Source organism: Maritalea mobilis (genome assembly GCF_019800885.1).
Classification (GTDB): Bacteria; Pseudomonadota; Alphaproteobacteria; order Rhodobacterales; family Rhodobacteraceae; genus Roseibacterium; species Roseibacterium beibuensis.
The window spans coordinates 1,238,171-1,263,051 of record NZ_JAHVKE010000001.1 but is presented as its reverse complement, the minus strand read 5'-3'; the positions used below and the strand labels follow the sequence as shown (position 1 = coordinate 1,263,051).

Here is a 24,881-nt window from a genome sequence, read left to right as displayed (position 1 = left end):
CATGCCCAAGGACCACGCCCTGATGCCCGACACGCTGACGCTTGCCAATGCCCGCCTGATCCTGCCTTCGGGGGAGGTCACGGGAGCGGTCACGATGCGCGGTGGCGAGATCATCGAGATCTCGACTGGCCCGAAGGTGCCGGCGGGCGCCGTGGATTGCGCGGGCGATTACGTGGCGCCCGGGTTGATCGAGTTGCATACCGACAACCTCGAACGCCACATCCGGCCGCGCCCCTCGGCGCACTGGCCCCATGACGCGGCCATCGTGGCCCATGACGCGGAGCTGGCGGCCTGCGGCATCACCACCGTGTTCGACGCGATCCGCGTGGGCTCTATCGAGGGCAAGGGCGGGGTCGGCTGGTCCCGCTATGCGCGCGACCTGGCGCATGAGCTGTTGGAGATGCGCGGGGCCGGGGCGCTGAAGATCAGCCACCATATCCACCTGCGCGCCGAGATCTGCTCGGAAACGCTGGTCGAGGAGTTGGCGCAGTTCGCGCCTGCGGATCGCGTCGGCATCCTGAGCCTGATGGATCACACGCCCGGCCAGCGCCAGTTCGCCGATATCGACCAGTATCGCACCTACATGAAGGGCAAGCACGGCCTGTCCGAGGAGGTTTTCCTCGAACACGTGGAAAGCCGCACGGCGCTGGGCGCGCGGGTGCGCGATGGGCATGAACGGGCGGCGGTCGAGGCCGCGCAGCGCCTCGGCGCCGTGCTGGCGAGCCATGACGATACAACGGTGGATCATGTCGCGCGCTCGGCCGGACACGGGATTGCGCTGGCCGAGTTTCCGACGACCGAAGACGCCGCACGCGCCTGCCACCAGCATGAGATCAAGGTGATGATGGGCGCGCCTAACCTGATCCGCGGCGGATCGCATTCGGGTAATGTCGCGGCGCAGGAGCTGGCCGAGGCCGACCTGCTCGACATCCTGTCGTCGGACTACGTTCCGGCGGCGCTGCTCTATGCGGCGGTGAAGCTGGGCGAGATATGGGGCGACATGGCGCGGGCCATGGCCACGGTGTCGACCGCCCCGGCTCAGGCAACGGGCCTGATGGATCGCGGGCAACTGGCCGAAGGAATGCGCGCCGACCTGATCCGCTTCGCCACCGTGCGCGGCGTGCCGGTGCTGCGCGGCGTCTGGTCGGCGGGCAACCGCGTCGCGTAAGGGGGAAGCGCCTCGGCGGGCCTTGAACCCGCCTCGGCGCTTGGGCGCGGGGTGATGCGCGCTGGTGCCTTTAACAGGCAAGACCCTGACCTTGCAGATAGGCCATGGCGGCGGGAATGTCGGTAGCCTCGCACAGTTCCAGCACCAGGTGCGGACGCTGGGGCAGGGCGGCGATGGCCGCAAAGACCGCGTGCCAGTTCACCGTGCCGCGCCCGGGCGCCCAGTGACGGTCGGCGAACCCATCGGCGTCCTGCAAATGGACATGGGCCAGAAGCGGCCCGGCATCGGCGATGAAGTAATCGACCGGCGGCGCACCGGTCGCGCCATGGGCGTAATGGGCGTGGCCGGTGTCGATCGAGAGTTTTACCGCGTCCGACCCGAAACTGGTGGCCAGATCGCGGCGAAAACCGGGATCGATATCCTCGATATTCTCGATGACCAGCGTGACGCCCTCGGCCTCGGCGACCGCGACGGCCTCGCGCAGAATGGCGTGGACCCGCTCGATCTTGCGGTCCGCAGCGGAGGGGGTGTTGCCCACACGCGGATTGTTTCCGAGATTGAACCAGTCCCATGTCGTATAGGGCGAATGGATTACGATTTGCGACGCACCAAGGGCGGCGGCGGTTCGCACCCCGGTCACGTAGCGCCGCGCGACGATGGGGGCGATCTCGGGGTCAGCAGTGTCGAGCGCGAGGTCATAGAAGGGACCGTGGATGCCCAAACGCCCCTCGAACCCGTCGAGATGGGCCTTGGCAGTAGCCACGCGGTCCTGCCAGTCGCCGAGCAGCACCTCGGGGAGCAGGAAATCCTGAACCTCCAGATCGCGCTGGTCGGCGATCAGCCAGTCACGGAAGTGGGGCAGGTCGGCCACCATCAGGGCGGCACCGATCTTGAGCGGGGTCATCTGCGCCTCCCTTCAAAACACCTGTCGGCCTTCGCGCCAGACTGCCTGCACGACCGGCTGGCCGTTCTCGATCCTTACGGCGGCGAGGTCGGCGCGTAGCCCCTCGGCAATCGCGCCGCGATCCGAAAGGCCGGTGAGATGCGCTGGCGCATGGGTCACGAGGGCGAGGGCGGCAGGTAGATCGAGGGGCAGGGCCGGATCGGCGGCAATGGCGAACGCCGCGTCCAAGGGCGAGCGCGGGATGTAGTCGGACGCCAGTGCATCGACGAGACCTTCGGCCAGCAGGTCGGCCACCGCGACATTGCCCGATTGCGACCCGCCTCGCAGGTAGTTGGGCGCGCCGGCGATGATGGCCAGGCCAGCCTCGCGCGCCCGGCGCGCGGCCGCCAGCGTGGTGGGAAACTCCGAGATATGGATGCCCTCGGACACGGCCTGGTCGACATGGGCCTCGGTGCGATCATCATGGCTCATCAGGGGTAGGCCCGCGGCCTGCGATGCCGCGATGACATGGGCGCGCACCTCGGCCCCGCAGGTGCGGGAGCGTTCAAAGAGGTCCTCCATCATGACGCGGCCGGTTTCTTCATCGACCTCCATCTCGTGGATCATGTGGGTGAACCAGCGCTGCACATCGGGGCTTTGCCGGTCACCGGGCGTGTGATCCATGACCGAGACGAGGCGGCTGATCGGCAGGCCGACGGTGGCATCGGTGAGCGCCATGGTTGCCGGGTCGGAGATTTCGCAGCGCAGGTGCAGAAGGTGCTCGGCCCGGAACAGGCCGCGCTCCTGTCCTTCGAGCATAGCTGCGACGAGGGGTTCGAGAATCTCGCGCCGTTCTGGACGTTTCATCGAGGCGCCGACCGAAAGACTGTCGAACACGGTGGTGGTGCCGCCTGAAATCACCACCCCGTCATGGGCCATCAGCGCGGGGAGGAAGGGCCAGATGACGCCGCCGCGCGGATGTGTGTGGCGCTCGACGTGATCGGTGTGCAGATCGACGATGCCCGGGATCAGGAAGGCCCCCGCCAGGTCGCGCCCGTCGCGGGCGTCCGTCAGTCCCGAAATACGGCCACCGTCGATGGCGAGGCCACCCTCGACGATGCCATCGGGCGTGACGATGCGGGCATTGCCAAGGGTCAGGGTGGCGGAATCGGCCTGATCGAACATCGGTCTTGTCCTTGCGACTGGAGATGCCCCGTAGAAGGCGCGTTTTGTAACGGGGGCATGCCGCCGGGATGATGTTTTGGTGACAGTTTGGGGGGCTGCCCAATTCAGCCGCCGCGCGGCGCCGCGTCGAATCGCGGGCCAACGGTTGTATCCCGCCCGGCTGCGCACTTTTCGGGCGAAAAAGTCAACAAATACGGGGTTTGTCGATCCCGCCGACCGCCGGTTGTGTCGGCAACCGTCGAGGTCGACTCGTGCAAAGCACACACCGCATCAATCGCTTGGCGCGTGTTTACATATCTTTCATCTCGGTTTCGCCGAACGGTCACAAAACACCCCTAGCACCCCGGCTCGACGGGGTGGGCTGCGATGGTCGTGGCAATGCCCCGCACCGGACCAATCCACCGGAACCAGCCATAGGGACCTGACCCATGATGAAACCGACGATTGCAGCGCTCGCCCTCGGTGCGACTGCCCTCACTTCCACCGCCGCGCTGGCACAGGACGCCGATTGGCGCGAGGATGTGCCCGTGTTCCGCATCGGCCTGCTGGGCGGCGAGAACGAAGCCGACCGCCTGCGCGACCACGCCTGCCAGGAAGCCTATCTCGAAGAGCGCCTCGGCGTGGATGTCGAGCTGTTCCCCGCCTCGGATTACGCGGGCGTCATGCAGGGCCTGCTGGCCGGTCAGCTCGAATTCGCCGGTCTCGGCTCCTCGGGCTATGCGGGCATCTATCTGCAGGACCCCGAAGCGGTCGAACCGCTTTACACCACCATGCAGATCGACGGCTCGCTCGGGTACTACTCGGTGATGTACACGCTGGCCGACAGCGGCATCGACACGATCGAGGACATGGAAGGCCGCACGCTCGCCTTCGCCGACCCGAACTCGACCTCGGGCTACCTGGTGCCGTCCTTTGAACTGGCCGAACAACTGGGCGGCCCGCTCGAAGGGTATTTCGGTGAAACCGGCTTTGGCGGCGGTCACGAGCAGGCCGTCGTCGCCGTGCTGAATGGTCAGTATGACGCCGGCGTGACCTGGACCTCGGGTGTCGGCGACATCAACCAGGGTTACTCGCGCGGCAACCTGCGCTCGATGGTGGATCGCGGCATGCTCGACATGTCGGACATCCAGATCATCTGGCAGTCGAACCTGATCACCAACGGCCCGCGCGTGATCCGTTCGGACCTGCCCCAGGAATTGAAGGACCTGGTCATGGGCGCCATGATGCAGTTGCAGACCGAGGATCGCGCCTGCTTCGACGCCATCAATGACGGCGAGTCGATGGGCTACTGGCCGATCAACCACGAGTTCTACGAGCCGATCATCAACATGCGTCGCGCCGCCGAGGGCGCACGCTGAACGTCGAGACTCCTGGCCGGGGCCGGTGCGGATCGCATCGGCCCCTTGGTCGTTTTTTGGCCGGGCACAACCATACCGCGAAGGCAAAGGGGACGCACATGCTCAAGCTTGAGAAACTGACCCGTAAATTCGGCGAGAACATCGCCGTGGGGAATGCGACGATCGAGATCCCGGACGGGCAGATGGTCGGCATCATCGGCCGCTCGGGCGCGGGCAAGTCCACGCTGCTGCGCCTGTTGAACCGCCTGATCGACCCGTCCGAGGGCCAGATCCTGTTCGGTGACACGGATATCGCGCAGCTTTCGGGCAAGGAGCTGCGGGCCTGGCGCTCGGATTGCGCGATGATCTTTCAGCAGTTCAACCTCGTCGGCCGCCTCGATGTCATCACCAACGTGTTGACCGGCCGCCTCCATACCATCCCCACCTGGCGCTCCATGGCGCAGGTCTTCACCCCGCGCGAACGCGCCTTCGCGATTCAGGCGCTCGACCGCCTTGGCATGGCACATACGGCGCTGCAAAAGGCCGAAACGCTGTCGGGTGGCCAGCAGCAGCGCGTCGCCATCGCCCGCGCCCTGGCGCAAGAGCCCAAGATCCTGCTTGCGGACGAGCCCATCGCCTCGCTCGACCCGATGAATGCCAAGATCGTCATGGACGCGCTGCGCGACATCAATAAGCAGGACGGCATCACCGTCATCTGCAACCTGCATACGCTGGACACCGCGCGGCAGTATTGCGACCGGATCATCGGCATGCAGGACGGTCGCATTGTGTTTGACGGCACGCCCGACCTGCTGACCACTGCCATGGCGCGCGAGATCTACGGCGCCGAAGCGCATGAAGCCTTCAACGAGGCCGCGACCTCGACCTCCATCCCGGCGGCGCAGCCCGTGCGCGAACTGGCCTGACGGAGCATCCCATGTCTGACATCATCATGATGGGCGGATCGGCCGGTGCGACGGGGGATGCGCCGCACGATGCGGTCCACGCCTTCGAACGGCACCGCGCCGAATTGCGCGCCTCCAAGCGGGTGTGGAACATCCTGCTTCTCGCCGGTTTTGCGATCTGCCTCGGCTTGTCGATCTATATCAGCCAGTTCTACCCGGATCGGCTGGCCAGCGGCGTGCCGCGTATCTTCGAGTATTTCGGAACGATCATCCCCGACCTGCAATGGGATCTCCTGTTCGAGGGCCGCACCGAGGAGGGCCGCGCCGTCCCCGGTTCGCTCACCTACTGGTACACCGACTTCTGGGACTATGTCGGCCTGATCTTCGAAACGATCCTGATGGCGATCACCGCCACGCTCCTGGGCACGTTCTTTGCCTTCATTCTCAGCTTTTCCGCCTCGGCCAACCTGGCGCCCTCGCGCTGGGCTTACTGGATTTCCCGCCGTGTGTTCGAGCTCTCTCGCGGCATCCCCGAGATCCTCTTGGCGCTGGTTTTCGTTTTCATGATCGGGATCGGCCCGCTGGCCGGTGTCCTTGCAATCGCGATCCACACCACCGGCGCCTTGGGCAAGCTGTTTTCCGAGGTGAACGAGAACGCCTCTTCTCGACCGATCGAGGGGATCACGGCGGTCGGCGGCACATGGGCCGAGAAGATGGCCTACGGGGTCGTGCCCCAGGTCGCGCCGAACTTTTTCAGCTATGCCATGCTGCGCTTCGAGATCAACGTGCGCGCCTCGTCGATCATCGGGTTCGTGGGCGCGGGCGGCATCGGGCAGGAACTCAACCGCGTCATCTCCTTCTACTCGGATGACCGGGTGCTTGCCGTCCTCATCCTCGTGGTTCTGACCGTGACCGTGATCGACCTGATCTCGGAACGCATCCGGCACGGTTTCATCGGAAAGGAGAATTTCTGATGGGCATCGCTTCGCTGTCCGCGCTGGACGAGACGCAGGTCGCCGCCGTCCGCGCCGAACATCCCGGCGCTTTCGGCGGGATCGGCCACCAGATCCGCCGCTGGGCGCCGTGGGCCATCGCGCTGGTCTATGTCATCGGGTCGCTTTGGTATTTCGAGATCTGGAAACTGGCCGACGCCTCGGAACGGGTCTGGGACCTGCTGCGCAATTTCGTGGTGTGGCGCGACATGGCCGACTGGCAATATGCCAACATCTACAAGGGGATCGCGCAGACCCTTGCCATGGCCTTCCTCGGCACGCTTATGGGCACCATCGGCGCATTGTTCGTGGGCTTCCTCGCGGCCAGGAACGTGATGCGGATCCCGCTCCTGCGCCATGTCGTGCGGCGCTTTCTCGACATCCTGCGCGGGGTGGATCAACTGGTCTGGGGCCTCGTCTTCGTGCGGGCCGTGGGCTTGGGGCCGCTGGCGGGCGTGCTGGCGATCTTCGTCTCGGACCTCGGCACGCTTTCCAAGCTCTATTCCGAAGCGATCGAGAATATCGACCGCAAGCAGGTCGAGGGGATCCGCTCGACCGGGGCGGGGCCGCTGGCGATCATCCGCTATGGCTACATCCCGCAGGTCCTGCCGGTCTTCATCTCGCAATCGCTGTATTTCCTCGAGTCGAACACGCGTTCCGCGACGATCCTCGGCATCGTGGGGGCGGGCGGCATCGGCATGATCATCATCGAGCGCTTCCGCGCATCGCTCTATGATCAGGTGGCCTTCGTGGTGTTGAATGTGCTGGTGCTAATCTTCGCCATCGACTGGCTGTCCAAACGCATCCGCCTGTGGCTGATCGGCGTGCGCCACGATTGAAGGATGACGCCATGAGCAAGAAAACACTCGGGGTGGAGCCGACGCTTCACCCCGATGCCGAGGTCGGGGCGGACGTGACGCTCGGCCGGTATACCGAGGTCGGGCGGTTCACCAAGATGGCCGCCTGCGAGATGGGGGATTACTCCTACATCTGCGAGTTCGGCCATGTCATCTGGTCGACCATCGGCAAGTGGACGAACATTGCCAACATGGTCCGGCTGAACCCGGGCAACCACCCGACATGGCGGGCCTGCCAGCATCACGCGCTCTACCGGGCCGAGCAATACGGGTTCGGCGAGGACGAGGGTGACTTCTTCGAATGGCGCAAGGATCATTGGGTCACCGTCGGCCATGATGTGTGGATCGCGCATAACGTCACGGTTCTGGCCGGTGTCACCATCGGCACCGGGGCCGTCGTGGGGGCAGGGGCCGTGGTGAGCAAGGATGTCGATCCCTACACCATCGTCGCAGGCGTTCCGGCGAAACCCATCAAGCGACGCTTCACGCCGGCACAGGCGGACGCGTTGATGGAGATCGCGTGGTGGGATTGGTCGCACGAGACCTTCGGCGCGGCGCTGCCCGATTTCCGGGCACTTTCCATCGACGCTTTCATCGAGAAATACCGCTAGGCGCCCGGGTGTCTTGTCAGCCTGCCGGGTCCCGCGCTAGGGCAAGTTGCGTGCAGCGAGGCGGGGAAAGATGGCTGATAGCTATGACGTGGTGATCGTGGGCGGGGCCGTCATCGGCTCTGCCGTGGCGTGCTACCTGACCTCTGACCCCGATTTCAACGGGCGCGTTCTGGTGGTCGAACGCGACCCCAGTTACGCGACCGCATCGACCGGCTTGTCGGCCTCGGGGATCCGAACGCAGTTTTCCAACGAGATCAACGTGAAGATCAGCCAGTACGGGCTTGAGGTCATACGGGATTTCGCACAGTCCGTGGCGGTCGATGGCCCCGGTCCGGACCTGCATTTCCACGAGGGCGGCTACCTCTATCTTGCGAATAACGAAACCGCCGAGCGCATCCTGCGCGAGAACCACGCGGTGCAGACCGCCTGCGGTGCCGACGTGGTGCTTTGGGACCAGGAGGCGCTCTCCCGCGCCTTTCCGCATCTGAATGTCGCCGATATCCGGCTCGCCGCCTATGGCCGCTCGGGTGAGGGGTGGTTCGACAATACCGGGCTGATGCACGGATTCCGGGCCAAGGCCCGCGCGCAGGGGGGGGAATACCTGGCTGACGAGGTGGTGGATCTTGTTGCCGAGGCTGGACGCGTCACCGGCGTGGTTCTGAAGTCGGGCCGCACAATCTCTGCCGGGACGGTGGTCAACGCCTCGGGGGCACGAGCGGCCAAGGTGGCGCGGATGGCGGGCCTCGACCTGCCCATCGAGCCGAGGAAGCGGACGGTTTTCGTGTTCGATTGCGCCCAAAGCCCGCAAGGCACGGCCACGGTGAATGGCGGTCGCCTGCCGCTGATGATCGACCCGACCGGCGTCTATTGCCGCCCCGAGGGGCGCTATTTTCTGACCGGCGCGCCGCCGCTGGAGGACCCCGCCGTCGACTGGGACGATTTCGATCCCCGCCACGATGAATTCGAAGAGATCATCTGGCCGGCCCTCGCCGAACGGTCCCCGGCCTTCGAGGCGATCAAGCCGATCCGCCACTGGGCGGGTCACTACGATTACAACACGCTCGATCACAACCTGATCGTGGGGCGGCACCCGGATTGCCCGAACTTCATTTGCGCCAACGGCTTTTCAGGCCATGGGCTGCAACAGGCCCCCGCGACGGGGCGGGCCGTGGCCGAATTGATCGTCCACGGCAGCTACCAGACGCTGGACCTGTCGGAACTGGGCGTGGAGCGCATTCTCGAAAACCGCCCGTTCCTTGAAAAGGCGATCATCTGAAGCGGGGTCAGGCGCCCGCCAGCAACGCCTCGATCTCGGCGCGCGTCGGCATGGCCTGTGCCGTGCCGGGGCGTGTCACCGAGAGGGCGGCTGTTGCAGTGGCAAAGCGCATGGCATCGTCCGGGGAACGACCCTCGGCCAAGGCGACGGCCAGCCCGCCGTTGAACGCATCGCCCGCCCCCGTGGTGTCCACGACAGGCCCGGCGGACATGGGCGGGCTGTGAACCACGCGCGTGTCGTCCACCCAAAGCGCGCCGTTTTCACCCAGCGTCACGATGGCCGCCTTGCGGACCCCGCGCGCCAGCAGGGATCGCGCCGCGGCCTCGGCACTGGCCAGGTCGGTGACGGCGATCCCGGTCAGACCTTCGGCTTCGGTCTCGTTCGGGGTGACGTAGTCGCACAAGGACAGCATCGCATCCGGCAGATCCTGCGCTGGGGCGGGGTTCAGGATGGTCGCCGCGCCACCTTCGCGCCCGGTGCGCAGCATCGCCTCGGCGGCATCCAGCGGTTGTTCCAGTTGCGTCATCACGATTTTCGCCGAGCGCACCGCGCCCGCCTGCGCCGCCACATCGGCAGGTGCGATCGTGCCGCCGACGCCCGGGCTGATGATGATGGCGTTCTGGCCGGTGGCCTCGTCCACGAAGATGAACGCCGCCCCGGTGAAGCCCGTCGGATCGATCGTGGCGAGCGACGTCACCCCGGCCTCGGCCCAGATCTCGCGGGCCATCGCGCCGAAATCGTCATCGCCCAGCTTGGTCAGGTATCCCACGTCGCCGCCCGCCCGTGCCGCCGCGACCGCCTGGTTGGAGCCTTTGCCCCCAGGCCCGAGCGAAAAGCCCGAGCCGATCAGGGTTTCCCCCATCCGGGGCAATCGCGCGGCACGATAGGCCGTATCCGCCACGAACACACCAAGTATCACGATGTCATGGGTCATCTGTACCCCTCCCGCTCGATCCGTTTTCGCCATGCTGGCGCAACCGTGGGCGGGCGTCCATGGGCAGTTGCCGCTTGCAGGCGGCGCAACGCTTGGGCAAACCCGTGGCAACACGTCAGGTAACGGGAGGTCGGGACATGAAACTCTTGCGCTATGGTGAGGCCGGGGCGGAAAAGCCGGGGATTCTGGATGCCGAGGGGCGTCTGCGCGACCTTTCGGACCATGTGGGTGACATCTCGGGCGCGGTTCTGACGCCTGAAGGCCTGGCGTCCCTGTCCGCAATCGACCCGTCCAGCCTGCCCTTGGTGGAGGGCGCGCCGCGCATCGGCGCCTGTGTTGGGAACATCGGCAAGATGGTCTGCGTCGGGTTGAACTACGCCGATCACGCCGCCGAGGCCGGAATGGATATCCCGCCCGAACCGATCCTGTTCTTCAAGGCGACCAGTGCCATCTGCGGCCCGAACGACGATATCCGCATCCCGCGCGGATCGGAGAAAACCGATTGGGAGGTCGAGTTGGGCATCGTGATCGGCAAACCCGCATCCTACGTCGATGAGGCCGACGCGATGGACCATGTCGCGGGCTACTGCATCGTTAATGACGTGTCGGAGCGTGCGTTCCAGATCGAGCGGGCGGGCCAATGGGTCAAGGGCAAGTCGGCCGATACCTTCGGGCCGACCGGCCCGTGGATGGTGACGGCGGACGAGGTTGCCGACCCGCAGGCGCTGGCCATGTGGCTGGAGGTGGATGGCCACCGTTACCAGAATGGATCGACCGCCACGATGGTTTACGGCGTCCGTCACCTGGTCAGCTATATCAGCCAGTTCATGAGCCTGCAGCCGGGCGACATCATCTCGACCGGAACGCCGCCGGGCGTGGGCATGGGGCAGAAACCGCCGGTCTATCTGCGCGAAGGGCAGGAGATCGCCTGCGGGATCGAGGGGCTGGGCACGCAACGCCAGCGCACCATCGCCTGGAATGCCTGAGGGGACCAAGCGCGCCGGCCATGCCGGCGCTGCCCTCAGTGCTGGGTTGCAAAGCCCACGATCAGTTGGCGCAGGCCGAACCAGGCCCCCGCCCATATCGCGGCCGCGGTGATCGGACCGGTATAGGCGAGCATCGAAAAGGCCGACAGGCCCTGTCCAACGGAACACCCCGCGGCCATGACCGCGCCAAACCCCATTAGGGTGGCTCCGGCAAGCTGGCGCTTCAACTGGCGGGGGTCGTCGCAGGCCTCCCAATGGAACCCGAAGCGGATCACGCTGCCGATACCGCCGCCGATGATGACGCCCACGACCGACGCGATGCCGAATTTCGGGTCGAGCCCGCTGGAGAACATCGCGTAGTGAATCGTGTCGCCAACCGGCGCGGTGAAGCTGTGCGACAGGATCGGAAACACCTCGAAGCCGGTGTTGGTCACCCAATAGGTGCCGTAAAAGCCCGAGGTGATCGTCAGGCCCACGACCACCCCCCAGATCAGGTGCGAGACCCGACGGTGCGCCGGCAGGAAGCGGATCGCCGCGACGATCAGGACAACCGCCAAGGCCAGGCCGATCAAAGAGGAATCGATGCCGGTCAGACGTTCGATGGCGTGCGGATAGCTCTGCGGGGTTTCGGGCGAGAAAACCACCGGCAATAGCTGGATGCGCAGCGCGGCCAGCAGGCCCGAGATCGCCATCATCGCCGTCACGCCCATGACCAGAACGATTACGAGCGAGCGCAAATCGCCGCCACCGATCCGGGCCAGATGCCCGAAGCCGCAATTTCCCGCCAGCGCCATGCCGTAGCCGAACATCAGTCCACCCAGAACGGCCCCGAGGATCGGGAAGGCGTTCGTGATGTAGAAGGATTGGCTGATCTCCATCAGACCCATGGCCTGCAGCGCGTAATTGGTGCCCATGGCCGTCCCCAAGGCCATGACCCACAGCCACAGGCGACTGGTGTCATCGCCGTAATGGGCGTCCTCGACCATGGCGAGCGTGCAAAAGCGGCCGACCCGGGCCGCGAGGCCCAGGATGATCCCGCCGACCAGCCCGATCAGCAGGACGGCCCCGGTCTCCCCGAGAATGTCGAGCATGTTCCCTCCCTGCGTGGCTGAACGTCCGCGCCGCGATCATTATCGTTCGGCGGGAAAGCGTTTAGCTGCTGAACAACTCGTAAACCTGTTCGATGATCCGGCGGGCCCGGTCATCTGTCAAACTGTAAAAGATCTGTTTTCCCTCGCGTCGGGCCGTCACCAGCCCTTCGAGGCGCAGCCGCGCGAGTTGCTGGCTGATCGCCGCCTGCCGCGAGGACAGCAGCTGTTCGATCTCGGTCACGGACTTCTCGCCATCGGCTAGCGAGCAGAGGATCATGAGACGGCCTTCGTGGCTGATGGCCTTCAGGAAATCAGAGGCCTCCTGCGCATGGTCGCGCAACAGCCGCCAGGTGGCGTCATCCATGGGTTCTCCCGGTGCCGGCAGAATGGTCGCGCGGGTCAGCGGACGGTGGCCGCGCGGAGGCGTCTTCGCCGTTGCGTCGGTCTTTTCCACACCGATGAAATCGGCGATCTCGCTGAAACCCATTGCGGTCCGTGCCAATGTCTTTACCCGCTGCGCCAATCAGTTGGTCGCGCCTGCGGCCTCCGTTTCCAAATCCACGCCTGTCTGCTCGATCATACGCTGAAGCAGTCCCCAAAAGAAGTCCTCACCGGGATAGCCCTCCAGGCGGCCCACTTCCTGACCATCGGAGACAAGGATGAAGGTGGGGGTAAACACCGCGCGTCCCTGTATGTCGAGGTCATCCGGAATGGGCTCGGAGAGTTGCAGCGTCCGCAAGGGCGCGACCGCGCCCTCGGGCGTGCGGTCATAGGCATCGCCAACCTCTTCATGCCAGCGTGCGCAATAGAAACAGCCCGTCTGCTCGATCATGACCAATTGCAGGTCTGCCAGTGCAGGCAGGGGCAGGAGGCTCCCAAGCGCCACTACCATGGCGAGTATGGCGCGCTTGGGTTTTCGCGTTTCGATTGACGGCGTTCGAAAAGCGTTTCTAATCTGAATACCTGAATGTGATGGCTTGGGAGGAGTCATGTTCGATGTAACCATCTGGGGTGCCTTCGTGGCAGGACTCCTGTCGTTTCTGTCGCCCTGCATATTACCTATGGTCCCTTTCTACCTGAGTTATCTCGCCGGTGTAAGCGTCAATCAGGTCGCGGAGGGCGGAGGGGCCACCGCGGCCGTCCGGGCGCGGGCGATTCTCGCCGCGACGATCTTTGCCGCCGGGATCATGACCGTCTTCGTCGGCCTCGGGGCCTCGGCCTCGGTGTTCGGGCAGTTGCTGCGCGACTGGTTCGACGTGCTGCGCTGGATCGCGGCGGCGCTGATCATCGTGATGGGCCTGCATTTCCTCGGTGTCTTCAAGATCGGCTTTCTAAATCGCCAATGGCGTGCCGAAACCGGAAGTGTCAGCAACCTCAGCCTTGGAGGGGCCTACCTGATCGGCCTCGCCTTCGCATTCGGCTGGACGCCCTGCGTGGGCCCCGTTCTGGCCGCGATCCTGTTCACCGCCGCAGGCACCGAGACGGCAGGGCAGGGGGCCATCCTGCTGACGTCCTACGGTCTGGGCATGACGCTGCCTTTCATCGGGGCGGCCGCCTTCGTCGGACCTTTCATGAAGCTCATGGGCCGCTTTCGCCGGCATCTTGGCGCGGTGGAGAAGACGATGGGCGTGCTCCTGGTGGTCTTTGGCGTGCTGATCGCCACCAACGCCCTCAACTACATCGGCCAGTGGATGATCGAGAATTTCGAGGTCTTCCGTCAGATGGGCTGACGGGCACCCTCAACCTGGGAGGAGACTAGAATGCTGAGAACCGTGATCGCCGCGGCCATGATCGCCGTCGCGCCGCTCGCAACAGCGGCGCAGACGCTGAACGGGGATGGCCTGCACGAGGCGGAGTGGTTGCACGAAACCTTCCGCGACCTGCGCGAGGATCTTGGGGACGCCAACGCCGAGGGCAAGCGTTTCGCCGTCATCATCGAGCAGCGGGGCTGCATCTACTGCACGCGCATGCACGAAGAGGTCTTCGTCGTTCCCGAGATCGAGGAGATGCTGTCGGAGGAGTTCTTCTTCGTCCGGCTGAACATGCATGGCGCGACCGAGGTGACCGATTTCGACGGCGAAGTCATGTCGGAAAGCGATATTGCCCGGCGCTGGCGGAACATGTTCACGCCGACGATTCTCTTCTTCGATTCGGAGGTGCCCGATGGCCTGAGCGGCGCCGAGGCCGCGGTCGTCACCATGCCCGGAGCGTTCGGCGCGCCCACCATGTACGACCTGCTCAACTGGGTGCTGGCCGAGGGCTATGACGGTCAGGAAGATTTCCAACGTTATCATGCGAGAATGTTTAACGAACGGGCTGCTTCGGGCCAGCGGATCGGCGCGTCCGACTGATGGAAATTCGGGTCTCGCGAGAGTTGTATTCAAAAAACCAAATGTGTTGTTGCAATCGTAACGCGAGTTCGTCTACGGTTGTATGCAAGGCGGAACGACCGTCTAGGGAGGAAAAATGACGCGCAAACTGCTTATCGCAGCCGTATTCGGTGTGGCTGCAACGGCGCTGCACGCCGACGTGATCGCACCGGACGATGTGGCTGCCAATGAATATGGCGAGGTTGAAGTCTCCCTCACGGGGATGCCGGGTGATCCGGTTCGTGGGGAAGAGGTGATGACCGATCGGGGCTTGGGCAATTGCATTGCCTGCCACCAGGTCACCGCGCTGGATGATTACCCGTTTCATGGGGAGGTTGGGCCGACGCTTGATGGCGCGGCAGATCGCTGGACCGAAGCCGCGCTTCGCGGAATGCTGGTGAACGCGGACAACATTTTCCCGGATTCGGCGATGCCTTCGTTTTACCGGGTCAGCGGCTTCGTTCGCCCCGGGAACGGCTACACCGGCCGCGCTGCCGAAGGCCCGATCGAGCCGATCCTGTCGGCTCAGCAGGTCGAGGACGTGGTCGCATATCTGTTGACGCTCACCGAGTAAGGTCGGGCCGAGAAAGGAGAACCGAGACTATGGAAATGAACCGCAGGCAGTTCGTTGGCACCGGCGTTGGCGCCGCAGCCGCGATCACGCTCTTGCCGAGCGTCGCCACCGCCCAGGATGTCGACGCGGCGATCAACGCCTTCACCGGCGGGGCCGATACCAGCTCGGACGGGATCACCCTGATCGCCCCCGAGATCGCCGAGAACGGCAACACAGTGCCGATCGAGGTCGACGCCCCTGGCGCCGAGGCGATCATTCTTCTGGCCGCCGGCAACCCCAGCCCGGACGTCGCCACCTTCAACTTTGGCCCCGCAGCCGGTGCTCAGGCCGCGTCGACCCGTATCCGTCTTGCCGGTGAGCAGGACGTGATCGCGATCGCGCGCATGCCCGACGGCACCTTTCTTCGGGCCCAGCAGGAAGTGAAAGTCACCATCGGCGGCTGCGGCGGCTGAGGACAGACATAAGGAACACGAGAAATGGCAGACAATGTTACCCCCCGTGTGCGTGTCCCGCGTGAGGCTTCGGCCGGCGACGTGGTGTCCATCCGCACCCTGATCAGCCACCCGATGGAAAGCGGCCAGCGTCGTGACGGCGATGGCAACGTCATCCCGCGCTCGATCATCAACCGCTTCACCTGCGACTTCAACGGCGAGAACGTCATCGACGTGACCATCGAGCCGGCGGTGTCGACGAACCCTTACTTCCAGTTTTCGGCCGTGGTGAACGAGACGGGTACGTTCAACTTCACCTGGTACGATGACGACGGGTCCGTCTACGAAGACACCGCAGACATCACGGTCGCCTGATAGGTGCCGGTCATCGCAGGGAGGAGGCGAACGACCATGAAAAAAATGCAAAAAGCACTCGCGCTCGGCAGTGTGGCGGCCATGGCCCTGATGGGCACCGCGGCGACGCTGTCGGCCGACGAGGACGCGGACCTGATCATCAATGGCGATATGGAGATGATCGTGCGCACCGAAGCGCCCGATCACCTCGATGGTCATCTCAACATGATCTACTCGGGTTGGACCTTCCGGTCGGACGAGACCCAGGCCATGCAGATGGATGATTTCGACAACCCCGCCATGCTCTTCGTCGAGCAGGGGATCGAGATTTTCAACACGGCCATGGGCACCGAGGGCAATAGCTGCGCGACCTGTCACGAGACCCCGGAAAACCTGTCCGAGGTGCGTGCCGTCTATCCCCAGTGGGATGAGGAGCGTGGCGAGGTCCAGACGATCACCATGCAGATCAACGAGTGCGTGACCGAACGGATGGGGGCCGAAGCACTTGGCTGGTCCAGCCGTGACATGGTCAACCTCGAAGCGCTGCTGGCGTCTGTCGGACGTGGCACCGTCGTCAACGTGGCGATCGATGGCCCGGCCCGGGAAACCTGGGAAATGGGTCGTGAGATCTACTACACCGAGTACGGCATCCTCGAGATGAGCTGCGCCACCTGCCATGAGCAGAACTATGGCAACTACATCCGTGCAGACCATCTCAGCCAGGGTCAGATCAACGGGTTCCCGACCTACCGTCTGAAGAACGCCCGCCTGAACTCGACGCATTCGCGCTTCCGCGGCTGCATCCGGGACACGCGTGCGGAAACCTTCGCGGAAGGCAGCCCCGAGTTCATCGCCCTCGAGCTGTATGTCGCCTCGCGCGGCAACGGCCTGACGGTCGAAGGCCCCTCGGTCCGCAACTAAGACATCGACAAGGCCCGCCCCGGAGTGATCCGAGGCGGGCCTTTCGCCCAAACACATTCAAAAACCTGAATAAAACCAGAGGGTGAATCCATGATCTCCCGTCGCCACTTCCTCCAGGCCGCGATGGCAACTTCTGCGCTTTACGGCGCTTCGGGCTTCGGCAACTGGGCCCGCCTGGCTGCTCAGCAGCAACTGACGCAGGACGACCTGATCGGCGGCGGCGGCTCGGGCAATGTCACCCTTGTCCACATCACCGACATTCACGCGCAGACCCAGCCGCTTTATTTCCGCGAGCCCGAGTTCAACCTCGGCGTCGGCGAGATGACCGGCCTGCCGCCCCATATCGTGGGCGCCGATTTCCGCGCGATGTACGGGATCGAGCAGGGCAGCGCGATGGATTACGCTCTGACCTATGACGATTTCGTCTCGCTGGCCAATGCCTATGGCCGCATGGGCGGCGTCGACCGCATCGCGACCGTCGTGAACGCGATCAAGGCGGATCGCCCCGAGGCGCTGGTCCTCGATGGCGGCGATACCTGGCACGGCTCGCTGCCCGCGTTGCGCACCGAGGGCATGGACATGGTGCAGATCATGAACGCGCTCGGCGTGGACGCGATGACCTCGCACTGGGAATTCACCCTTGGCTCGGCCCGCGTGAACGAGTTGATCGAGAACCATGTGAACCCGGCTTTCCTCGGCGCCAACATCTTCGACGCCGAATGGGACGAGCCGGTCTTCGACGATTATCGCATGTACGAACGGGGCGGCACGAATATCGCCGTGATCGGGCAGGCTTTCCCTTATCTGCCGATTGCCAACCCTTCGTGGATGTTCCCCGAATACAGTTTCGGCCTGCGCCGCGAGCGGATCGCGGAAGTCGTGCAGCAGGTCCGTGCGCAGGGCGCCGAGCTCGTTGTACTTCTCTCCCACAACGGCTTTGACGTCGATCGCAAGTTTGCCGAGGACATTCCCGGCATCGACGTGATCCTCACGGGCCACACGCATGACGCCTTGCCCGAGCCAGTGCAGGTCGGAAACACGTTCCTCATCGCGTCGGGCAGCCACGGCAAGTTCGTCAGCCGGATCGATCTTGATGTGCGCGACGGCGCGATGCAGGGGATCGAGCATCGCCTGATCCCGATCTTCTCGGACGTGATCACCCCGGACCCCGAGATGGCCGCGCTGGTCGCCGAGACCCGTGCACCCTTCGAGGCCGAGATGTCCGAAGTGATCGGCCAGGCTGGATCGCTGCTCTATCGCCGTGGCAACTTCAACGGCACCTGGGACGACGTGATCTGCAACGCGCTGATCTCGCAGCGCGATGCCCAGATCGCGCTGTCGCCCGGCTTCCGCTGGGGCGCAACGGTCGTGCCGGGGCAGAACATCACCCGCGAAGACATCTTCAACGCGACGGCCATGAGCTATCCGGCCGCCTATCGCAGCGAGATGACCGGCGAGTTCCTCAAGCTGATCATGGAGGACGTGGCCGACAACATCTTCAACCCCGATCCCTACTACCAGCAGGGCGGGGACATGGTGCGCGTCGGTGGCATGGGCTACCGGATCGACCCCGCGGCCGAGGCCGGTAACCGCGTCACCAACATGACCCTTCTGGAAACCGGGGAACCGATCAGCCCCGATCAGACCTACGTCGTCGCCGGCTGGGCCAGCGTCAACGAAGGCACCGAAGGCCCGCCGATCTGGGACGTGGTGGAGAACCACATCCGCGAACTCGGCACCGTTAATATTGAACCCAACAACAGCGTGGACGTGGTGGCGGGCTGATCGCCCGGCCTGCCCCAAAGAAAAGGAGTAGTCATGTCTGACGGAAAATCCTTCTCCCCCTCGCGCCGTAGCTTCCTGACCGCCTCGGCGGCAGCGGGCGGCGCATTGGCCAGCGGCAAGCTGGTGCATGCCCAGGCAGCACCGGACCCGGCCATCATCGACCCCCAGCCATGGCGCCAGTATCTTGGCCCCGGCGTCGACAACGCCCCCTACGGCATGCCCTCGCCCTACGAGACCGAAGCGGTGCGCCGCACCGTGCCGTGGCTGACGGCTGACCTGGTCAGTTCGATCAACTTCACCCCGCTGCACGAGCTTGACGGGATCATCACGCCGAACGGCATCTGTTTCGAGCGCCACCATGGCGGCGCGGCCGAGATCGACCCGGCCGAGCATCGCCTGATGATCAACGGCCTCGTGGACACGCCAATGGTCTTCACGATGGAAGACATCATGCGCTTCCCGCGGGAAAACCACGTCTACTTCCTCGAATGCGCGGCCAACACCGGCATGGAATGGGCGGGCGCGCAGCTCAATGGCTGCCAGTTCACCCATGGCATGATCCACAACGTGCAATACACCGGCGTGCCGCTGCGCCTGCTTCTGGAAGAGGCCGGCGTGCAGACGAATGGCCGCTGGCTGTTGGCCGAAGGGGCCGATGCCGCTGGCATGACCCGCTCCATCCCGATGGAAAAGGCCCTCGACGATTGCCTGGTCGCCTTCAAGATGAATGGCGAAGCCCTCCGCGTCGAGCAGGGCTACCCGCTGCGCCTCGTGGTGCCGGGTTGGGAAGGCAACATGTGGATCAAGTGGCTGCGCCGCCTCGAAGTCGGGGACGAGCCCTGGCATCACCGCGAGGAGACGTCCAAGTACACCGACCTTCTGGAAGATGGCGATGCCCGCCGCTTCACCTGGGTCATGGACGCCAAGTCGGTCATCACCAACCCCAGCCCGCAAGCACCAATCACTCACGGCCCCGGCCCGATGGTCCTGACCGGTGTGGCATGGTCGGGCCGTGGCACCATCCCGCGCGTCGACGTTACGCTGGACGGCGGTCGCAACTGGCACCAGGCACGCATGTCGGGCCCGTCGCTCGATAAGTCGATGCACCGCTTCTACTACGAGTTCGACTGGGATGGCTCTCCGCTGCTGCTGCAGTCGCGGGCGATCGACTCCACCGGATACGTGCAGCCCACGAAAGAGCAGCTGCGCGAATTCCGGGGCGAGAACTCGATCTACCACAACAACGGTATCCAGACCTGGTACGTCAACGAAAACGGCGAAGCCGAAAATGTCGAGGTCGGTTAAGATGATGAAAACGCTTACGCTTTCAGCTGCGCTTCTGGCTGGCACCGCCACTTTTGCCCTGGCGCAGGAAAACGCCGCAGCCTCTCGCGAGGGTGGCTTCGGCCTGGGCCGTCCCGCGCTGCCCGAAGAGGTCGCGGCCTGGGATTGGGACGTGCGCCCCGACGGTGTGGGTCTTCCCGTGGGCGAGGGGGACGTCTGGACCGGCGAAGAACTCTTCGTCGATTACTGCTCCGCCTGCCACGGTGACTTCGGCGAGGCCGTGGGCCGCTGGCCGGTCCTTGCCGGTGGCGAGGGAACGCTGACCTACGAGGATCCGACCAAGACCATCGGGTCCTACTGGCCCTACCTTTCGACCGTGGTCGATTACGTTCATCGCGCGATGCCCTACGGCCAGGCCGAAAGCCTGTCGCCGGACGAGACCTACGCGATCGTGGCCTATCTGCTCTATCTCAACAACGTCGTGGATGACGACTTTGTCCTGAACCAGGACACGTTCCACGATGTCGAGATGCCGAATGCCGACGGGTTCTTCATGGACGACCGCGACGAAACCGAAGTCGTGGCCTGGACGCGCGAGCCCTGCATGAGCGACTGCACCGAAGGTGAAGTCGAGATCACGATGCGTGCGACGATCCTCGACGTGACCCCGGAAGAGGACGATGAGGAAGAAGCATCTGCCGAACCCGAGGTCGTGGAAGAAGCCGCAGCCGACACCGGCCCGAGCCCGGAACTGATCGCCGCCGGCGCAACCATCTGGCGTCAGTGCCAAGCCTGCCACGAGGTTGGCGAAGGTGCACGGAACCGCGTCGGGCCGGCTCTCAACGGGATCGTCGGTGCCGAGGCCGGAATGCGCGAGAACTTCCGGTATTCGCCGGCATTCCAGGAGGCGGCAGAGGAAGGTCTTGTCTGGACCGAGGAAAACCTGATCGCCTACCTGCATGATCCGCGCGCGTTCATGCCGCGCAGCCGGATGGTGTTCAACGGCATCGACGAAGACGAGGATATCCGGGCGGTTCTTGCCTACATCATGTCGGAAACTCCGCAGTAACCCTATGGGAAACCGCTTTCTGACAGCGATCCTCTTGCTGACGGCCAGCACCGGAACCCCGGTGCTGGCCGAAGGCGACCCCGAGCGGGGTCGCGAGCTTTACCGGCCCTGTGCCGCTTGTCACATGATCGGCGATGGCGCCATCAACCGGATCGGCCCGCATCTCGATGGCATCGTCGGGCGGCCCGCGGCGGTGGCCATGGATTACCGGTATTCCGAGGCCCTGATCGACGCGGCGTCTGAAGGCCTGATCTGGACGGCTGACGCGCTGGACGATTTTCTTGCGGATCCGTCTGGCTACGTGCCTGGCCTGCGCATGATTTTCCGCGGCATCCACGACGAACAGGACAGGGCTGACCTCGTTGCCTTCCTGCGCGAAGAGGGCGGCACCCCCGACCCTGTCTACGCGAATGCCACGGCCGTCCTGCTGGCCCCGTCTGACGAGGTGCTGCAGATCGTGCGGATGGAGGGCGACGTGTATTACGGCGAGTATCTTTCCAACGAGTGCACCACCTGTCATCGTCCCCAAGGCGGGGATGATATTCCGTCGATCGCGGGCATGGCGCCTGTCGATTTTATCGACGGACTTGTTGCGTATCGCTCGGGAGAGCGCGAACATCAGGTGATGCAAACCATCACCGGCCGGTTGGGCGATGAGGAGATCGCCGCGCTGGCCGCGTATTTCGAGACCGTCGGTCAATAGGCCAAGGTCGCGTGAGTATCCCGGGTGAGGAGACCCGGTGTGTCCGGAAGGGGAGATCCGGATTTTCTGGCTCCGGCAGAGCGAACAGACCGGGGTGGCAAAGGGAGGAGACCCAAATGACCATCAACAGACGTGCATTCATGGGCACGACCGCCGCTTTGGCGGCGTCGCTCAGCGCGCCAATGATCGCCCGCGCGCAAACGGCCCCACGTGTCGTCGTCGTCGGGGGCGGTGCAGGCGGGGCCACGGCCGCGCGCTACATCGCCAACGGATCGCAGGGTGCGATCGACGTGACGCTGGTGGAACCCACCCGCGCCTACTACACCTGCTTTTTCTCGAACCTCTATCTCGGCGGCTTCCGCGAGTTCGACAGCCTTGGCCACACCTATGGCGGGATCGCCTCGGGCGGGGTGAACGTCGTCCATGACTGGGCCACCGGTGTCGACCGCGACGCGCAGACCGTGACGCTGGCCGGCGGGGACGTGTTGCCCTATGACCGGCTGGTGCTCAGCCCCGGCATCGACTTCATCGAAGACAGCGTGCCGGGCTGGTCCACGGCGGCACAGAACGTGATGCCCCATGCCTACAAGGGCGGCAGCCAGACCGAGCTTCTGAAGAACCAGATCATGAATATGCGCGAAGGCGGTGTCTTTGCCATGGTCGCCCCGCCCAACCCGTATCGCTGCCCGCCAGGGCCGTACGAGCGGATCTCGATGGTGGCGCATCTGTTGTCTCAGGTGAACCCGACCGCGACGATCCTCGTGGCCGACCCGAAGGAGAACTTCTCCAAGCAGGGCCTCTTCGAGGATGGATGGGAACGCCATTACCCCGGCATGATCCAGCGCATCGGTCCGGATTTCGGCGGCGGCAACGTCACCGTGGACCCGGCTGCCATGACCATCAACATCGATGGCCAGGTCGAGCAGGTCGATGTCTGCAACGTCATCCCGGCGCAGCGTGCCGGGGGCATCGTCTTTGCCGCCGGCATCAACGATGGCAATTGGGCGCCGGTCTCGGCCTATGACCTGTCCAGCCGGATCGATCCGAACATCCATGTTCTGGGCGACGCGGCGGCACAGGGCGCGATGCCGAAGTCGGGCTTCTCGGCCAACAGCCAGGCCAAGGTGGCGGCCAATGCCATCGTCGCCGCGCTGGCCGATGGCCGGGCCTTCCCGCCGCGCTTCGCCAACACCTGCTGGTCGCTCATCGCCACCGAGGATGGCGTCAAGGTGGGCGCGACCTACGAGGCGACGGACGAGGGCATCGCCAGCGTCGACAGCTTCATCAGCCAGGTGGACGAGACGCCCGAAACCCGGGCCGAGACCTACCGCGAAAGCCTTGGCTGGTACGACGCCATCGTCGAGGACATGTTCGGCTGATGTGATATATTTTTTCCGGGCGGCGGGATGCGCCCGCCGTCCGGGCTTTCTTACCTGGGGACGGCACCTATGAAAAAGGCACTGGCACTCTCGGCGGCACTCGCCCTGTCGGCATCGGCGGCATCGGCGCAGCACGCGCTTACCTTTCCCTTCGACGGCAGTTTCGAGGACGCGACCTTCGCGGTCGAGAACGCGATCATCAATCGTGGGCTCGTGATCGATTACACCAGCCATGTCGGGGACATGCTGAACCGCACCGCCGAGGATGTCGGCGCGGAAGGGGCCGAGCCGATCTTCGAAGAGGCCGAGATCTACCTCTTCTGCTCGGCCGCGATCTCGCGCCGCGTGATGGAGGCCGACCCGATGAACATCGTGCATTGCCCCTATTCAATCTTCGTGATGCAGCGCGATGGGCAGGTCATGCTGGGCCACCGCGATTACCCCGACGGACCCATGCAAGAGGTCGAGGCGGTACTGGACTCCATCATCCTGGAGGCGACCGGCCAGTGACGCAATTCAACGACTATGACGGCTTCTTCCGCGCCGAGCTCGATGCGCTGAAGGAGGAGGGGAACTATCGCTGGTTCAAGGACCTGGAGCGCCGCCGCGGCGCCTTTCCCCGGGCGATCAACCGGCACGAAGGCGAAGAACGCGAGATCACCGTCTGGTGCTCGAACGACTATCTCGGGATGGGCCAGCACCCTGACGTTTTGACCGCGATGCGTGCGGCCCTTGACAAGACCGGGGCAGGGGCGGGCGGCACACGCAACATCTCGGGCACCACGCATGCCCATGTGGAGCTTGAGGCCGAACTGGCCGATCTGCACGGCAAGGAGGCAGCGCTTCTTTTCACGTCGGGCTACGTGTCGAACTGGGCCGCGTTGGGAACGCTCGCCTCGCGGCTGCCCGGCTGCGTGGTGTTGTCGGATGCGGGCAACCATGCCTCGATGATCGAGGGGATCCGCCATTCCCGCGCTCAAAAGCTGATCTGGAAGCATAACGATCTGGAGGACCTCGAGGCCAAGCTTGCCGCTTTGCCGGCGGATTGCCCGAAAATCGTGGCCTTCGAGTCCGTCTATTCCATGGATGGCGATATCGCGCCCATCGAGGCGATTTGCGACATCGCCGACCGCTACGGCGCGATGACCTATCTCGACGAGGTGCATGCCGTGGGCCTCTACGGTCCGCGGGGGGGCGGCATCGCCGAACGTGAGGGGCTGATGGATCGCCTGACGGTGATCGAGGGCACGCTCGGGAAGGCCTTCGGCGTCATGGGCGGCTACATCACCGGATCGGCGGCCCTGGTGGATTTCGTGCGCAGTTTCGCCAGCGGGTTCATCTTCACGACCGCTTTGCCGCCCGCCGTGGCGGCCGGGGCCTGCGCTGCCGTGCGTCATCTCAAGCACAGCCAGACCGAGCGTGCCGCACATCAGGACCGCGTGGCCGAGGTTCGGGCGCGTCTGGACGCGCTTGGCATTCCGCATCTGGAAAACGAGAGCCACATCATCCCGGTGATGGTCGGCGATCCGGTGAAATGCCGCTTCATCTCGGACCAGTTGATGGCCAATCACGGCATCTACATCCAGCCGATCAACTATCCCACCGTCCCGAAGGGGACCGAGCGGTTGCGCATCACGCCGTCGCCGGTGCACAGCGCAGGGGATGTCGACCGTCTGGTCGAGGCGCTTGGTGATCTCTGGTCGCAGTGCCAACTGGCACGCCAGCCCATCGCGGCCCAGTAGGGGCAGCGCCGCGCGCGATTTGAGCCAAATCAACGCGCGCGGCAC

At 64.7% G+C, this 24,881-nt stretch carries 27 protein-coding genes; 21 read left to right on the top strand and 6 right to left on the bottom strand.

Annotation, left to right across the window (positions count from 1 at the left end; genetic code table 11):
* Window position 1: 1 nt before the first annotated feature.
* On the top strand, window positions 2-1,168 hold the full coding sequence (locus KUV65_RS06125) for an alpha-D-ribose 1-methylphosphonate 5-triphosphate diphosphatase (protein WP_261331601.1): 1,167 nt from the start codon (window positions 2-4) through the stop codon (window positions 1,166-1,168).
* Between the two features lie 70 nt (window positions 1,169-1,238).
* Here KUV65_RS06125 and KUV65_RS06120 read toward each other — a convergent pair whose 3' ends face one another.
* Together KUV65_RS06120 and KUV65_RS06115 are read right to left on the bottom strand one after the other, a co-directional pair.
* A complete protein-coding gene (locus tag KUV65_RS06120; RefSeq protein ID WP_222188520.1) occupies window positions 1,239-2,072 on the bottom strand; it encodes a sugar phosphate isomerase/epimerase family protein in 834 nt (277 codons plus the stop codon).
* Between the two features lie 12 nt (window positions 2,073-2,084).
* Complete coding sequence (locus KUV65_RS06115) at window positions 2,085-3,236, bottom strand: alpha-D-ribose 1-methylphosphonate 5-triphosphate diphosphatase (protein ID WP_222188519.1); 1,152 nt, start codon at window positions 3,234-3,236, stop codon at window positions 2,085-2,087.
* A gap of 428 nt (window positions 3,237-3,664) precedes the next feature.
* Between KUV65_RS06115 and phnD the strand changes: the two genes are divergently transcribed.
* The 6 genes from phnD (at window position 3,665) to KUV65_RS06085 (ending at window position 9,214) form a co-directional block, all read left to right on the top strand.
* A complete protein-coding gene (gene phnD / locus KUV65_RS06110) occupies window positions 3,665-4,594 on the top strand; it encodes a phosphonate ABC transporter substrate-binding protein (protein WP_222188517.1) in 930 nt (309 codons plus the stop codon).
* 98 nt (window positions 4,595-4,692) lie between these two features.
* Window positions 4,693-5,499, top strand: coding sequence for a phosphonate ABC transporter ATP-binding protein (phnC, locus tag KUV65_RS06105; protein ID WP_222188516.1), 807 nt, complete (start codon window positions 4,693-4,695; stop codon window positions 5,497-5,499).
* An 11-nt stretch (window positions 5,500-5,510) separates the two neighbouring features.
* Window positions 5,511-6,452 (top strand): phosphonate ABC transporter, permease protein PhnE, encoded by a 942-nt coding sequence (gene phnE, locus KUV65_RS06100; protein ID WP_222188514.1) that lies wholly within the window; start codon window positions 5,511-5,513, stop codon window positions 6,450-6,452.
* Window positions 6,452-7,309, top strand: coding sequence for a phosphonate ABC transporter, permease protein PhnE (gene phnE, locus KUV65_RS06095; RefSeq protein WP_222188512.1), 858 nt, complete (start codon window positions 6,452-6,454; stop codon window positions 7,307-7,309). The genes phnE (KUV65_RS06100) and phnE (KUV65_RS06095) overlap by 1 nt, the downstream gene beginning before the upstream one ends.
* 11 nt (window positions 7,310-7,320) lie before the next feature.
* A complete protein-coding gene (locus KUV65_RS06090; RefSeq protein WP_222188509.1) occupies window positions 7,321-7,938 on the top strand; it encodes a chloramphenicol acetyltransferase in 618 nt (205 codons plus the stop codon).
* Window positions 7,939-8,008: 70 nt separating this feature from the next.
* Complete coding sequence (locus KUV65_RS06085; RefSeq protein ID WP_222188507.1) at window positions 8,009-9,214, top strand: NAD(P)/FAD-dependent oxidoreductase; 1,206 nt, start codon at window positions 8,009-8,011, stop codon at window positions 9,212-9,214.
* A gap of 7 nt (window positions 9,215-9,221) precedes the next feature.
* Here the strand turns inward: KUV65_RS06085 and KUV65_RS06080 are convergent, their stop codons facing one another.
* Window positions 9,222-10,148 (bottom strand): ribokinase, encoded by a 927-nt coding sequence (locus KUV65_RS06080; protein WP_222188505.1) that lies wholly within the window; start codon window positions 10,146-10,148, stop codon window positions 9,222-9,224.
* A gap of 137 nt (window positions 10,149-10,285) precedes the next feature.
* Here KUV65_RS06080 and KUV65_RS06075 point away from each other — a divergent pair, with 137 nt between their 5' ends.
* Entirely contained in the window at window positions 10,286-11,134 is an 849-nt protein-coding gene (locus tag KUV65_RS06075) for a fumarylacetoacetate hydrolase family protein (protein ID WP_222188504.1), read from the top strand.
* Window positions 11,135-11,169: 35 nt separating this feature from the next.
* On the opposite strand, the gene KUV65_RS06070 is transcribed toward KUV65_RS06075, so the two are convergent.
* From KUV65_RS06070 to KUV65_RS06060, 3 genes are all read right to left on the bottom strand, one after another.
* The gene (locus KUV65_RS06070; protein WP_222188502.1) at window positions 11,170-12,225 is read right to left on the bottom strand and encodes a YeeE/YedE family protein; all 1,056 of its coding nucleotides are present in this window, start codon (window positions 12,223-12,225) and stop codon (window positions 11,170-11,172) included.
* Window positions 12,226-12,286: 61 nt separating this feature from the next.
* A complete protein-coding gene (locus KUV65_RS06065; protein ID WP_374107055.1) occupies window positions 12,287-12,712 on the bottom strand; it encodes an ArsR/SmtB family transcription factor in 426 nt (141 codons plus the stop codon).
* 36 nt (window positions 12,713-12,748) lie between these two features.
* Window positions 12,749-13,117, bottom strand: coding sequence for a thioredoxin (locus KUV65_RS06060; RefSeq protein WP_222188500.1), 369 nt, complete (start codon window positions 13,115-13,117; stop codon window positions 12,749-12,751).
* A gap of 97 nt (window positions 13,118-13,214) precedes the next feature.
* Here KUV65_RS06060 and KUV65_RS06055 point away from each other — a divergent pair, with 97 nt between their 5' ends.
* The 13 genes from KUV65_RS06055 to hemA all read left to right on the top strand — a co-directional run bounded on the left by KUV65_RS06055 (window position 13,215) and on the right by hemA (window position 24,836).
* The gene (locus KUV65_RS06055; RefSeq protein ID WP_222188498.1) at window positions 13,215-13,955 is read left to right on the top strand and encodes a cytochrome c biogenesis CcdA family protein; all 741 of its coding nucleotides are present in this window, start codon (window positions 13,215-13,217) and stop codon (window positions 13,953-13,955) included.
* Window positions 13,956-13,985: 30 nt separating this feature from the next.
* Window positions 13,986-14,576 carry a thioredoxin family protein gene (locus KUV65_RS06050; protein ID WP_222188496.1) on the top strand — a complete coding sequence of 197 codons (591 nt, stop codon included), beginning with the start codon at window positions 13,986-13,988 and terminating at the stop codon, window positions 14,574-14,576.
* A 115-nt stretch (window positions 14,577-14,691) separates the two neighbouring features.
* Window positions 14,692-15,168 (top strand): sulfur oxidation c-type cytochrome SoxX, encoded by a 477-nt coding sequence (gene soxX / locus KUV65_RS06045; protein WP_222188494.1) that lies wholly within the window; start codon window positions 14,692-14,694, stop codon window positions 15,166-15,168.
* A 29-nt stretch (window positions 15,169-15,197) separates the two neighbouring features.
* Entirely contained in the window at window positions 15,198-15,620 is a 423-nt protein-coding gene (soxY, locus tag KUV65_RS06040) for a thiosulfate oxidation carrier protein SoxY (protein ID WP_222188492.1), read from the top strand.
* 24 nt (window positions 15,621-15,644) lie between these two features.
* On the top strand, window positions 15,645-15,974 hold the full coding sequence (gene soxZ / locus KUV65_RS06035; protein WP_222188490.1) for a thiosulfate oxidation carrier complex protein SoxZ: 330 nt from the start codon (window positions 15,645-15,647) through the stop codon (window positions 15,972-15,974).
* Window positions 15,975-16,010: 36 nt separating this feature from the next.
* Complete coding sequence (gene soxA / locus KUV65_RS06030; protein WP_222188488.1) at window positions 16,011-16,874, top strand: sulfur oxidation c-type cytochrome SoxA; 864 nt, start codon at window positions 16,011-16,013, stop codon at window positions 16,872-16,874.
* A 90-nt stretch (window positions 16,875-16,964) separates the two neighbouring features.
* Window positions 16,965-18,659, top strand: a complete 1,695-nt coding sequence (soxB, locus tag KUV65_RS06025; RefSeq protein WP_222188486.1) for a thiosulfohydrolase SoxB — start codon at window positions 16,965-16,967, stop codon at window positions 18,657-18,659.
* Window positions 18,660-18,692: 33 nt separating this feature from the next.
* Window positions 18,693-19,964, top strand: a complete 1,272-nt coding sequence (soxC, locus tag KUV65_RS06020) for a sulfite dehydrogenase (RefSeq protein WP_222188484.1) — start codon at window positions 18,693-18,695, stop codon at window positions 19,962-19,964.
* Between the two features lies 1 nt (window position 19,965).
* Window positions 19,966-21,012, top strand: coding sequence for a c-type cytochrome (locus tag KUV65_RS06015; RefSeq protein ID WP_261331600.1), 1,047 nt, complete (start codon window positions 19,966-19,968; stop codon window positions 21,010-21,012).
* Window positions 21,013-21,016: 4 nt separating this feature from the next.
* On the top strand, window positions 21,017-21,715 hold the full coding sequence (locus KUV65_RS06010) for a c-type cytochrome (protein ID WP_222188479.1): 699 nt from the start codon (window positions 21,017-21,019) through the stop codon (window positions 21,713-21,715).
* Window positions 21,716-21,831: 116 nt separating this feature from the next.
* Window positions 21,832-23,094 (top strand): NAD(P)/FAD-dependent oxidoreductase, encoded by a 1,263-nt coding sequence (locus KUV65_RS06005; protein ID WP_222188478.1) that lies wholly within the window; start codon window positions 21,832-21,834, stop codon window positions 23,092-23,094.
* Between the two features lie 69 nt (window positions 23,095-23,163).
* Window positions 23,164-23,604, top strand: coding sequence for a DUF302 domain-containing protein (locus KUV65_RS06000; protein WP_222188476.1), 441 nt, complete (start codon window positions 23,164-23,166; stop codon window positions 23,602-23,604).
* The gene (gene hemA / locus KUV65_RS05995; protein WP_222188473.1) at window positions 23,601-24,836 is read left to right on the top strand and encodes a 5-aminolevulinate synthase; all 1,236 of its coding nucleotides are present in this window, start codon (window positions 23,601-23,603) and stop codon (window positions 24,834-24,836) included. The genes KUV65_RS06000 and hemA overlap by 4 nt, the downstream gene beginning before the upstream one ends.
* Window positions 24,837-24,881 lie beyond the last annotated feature (45 nt).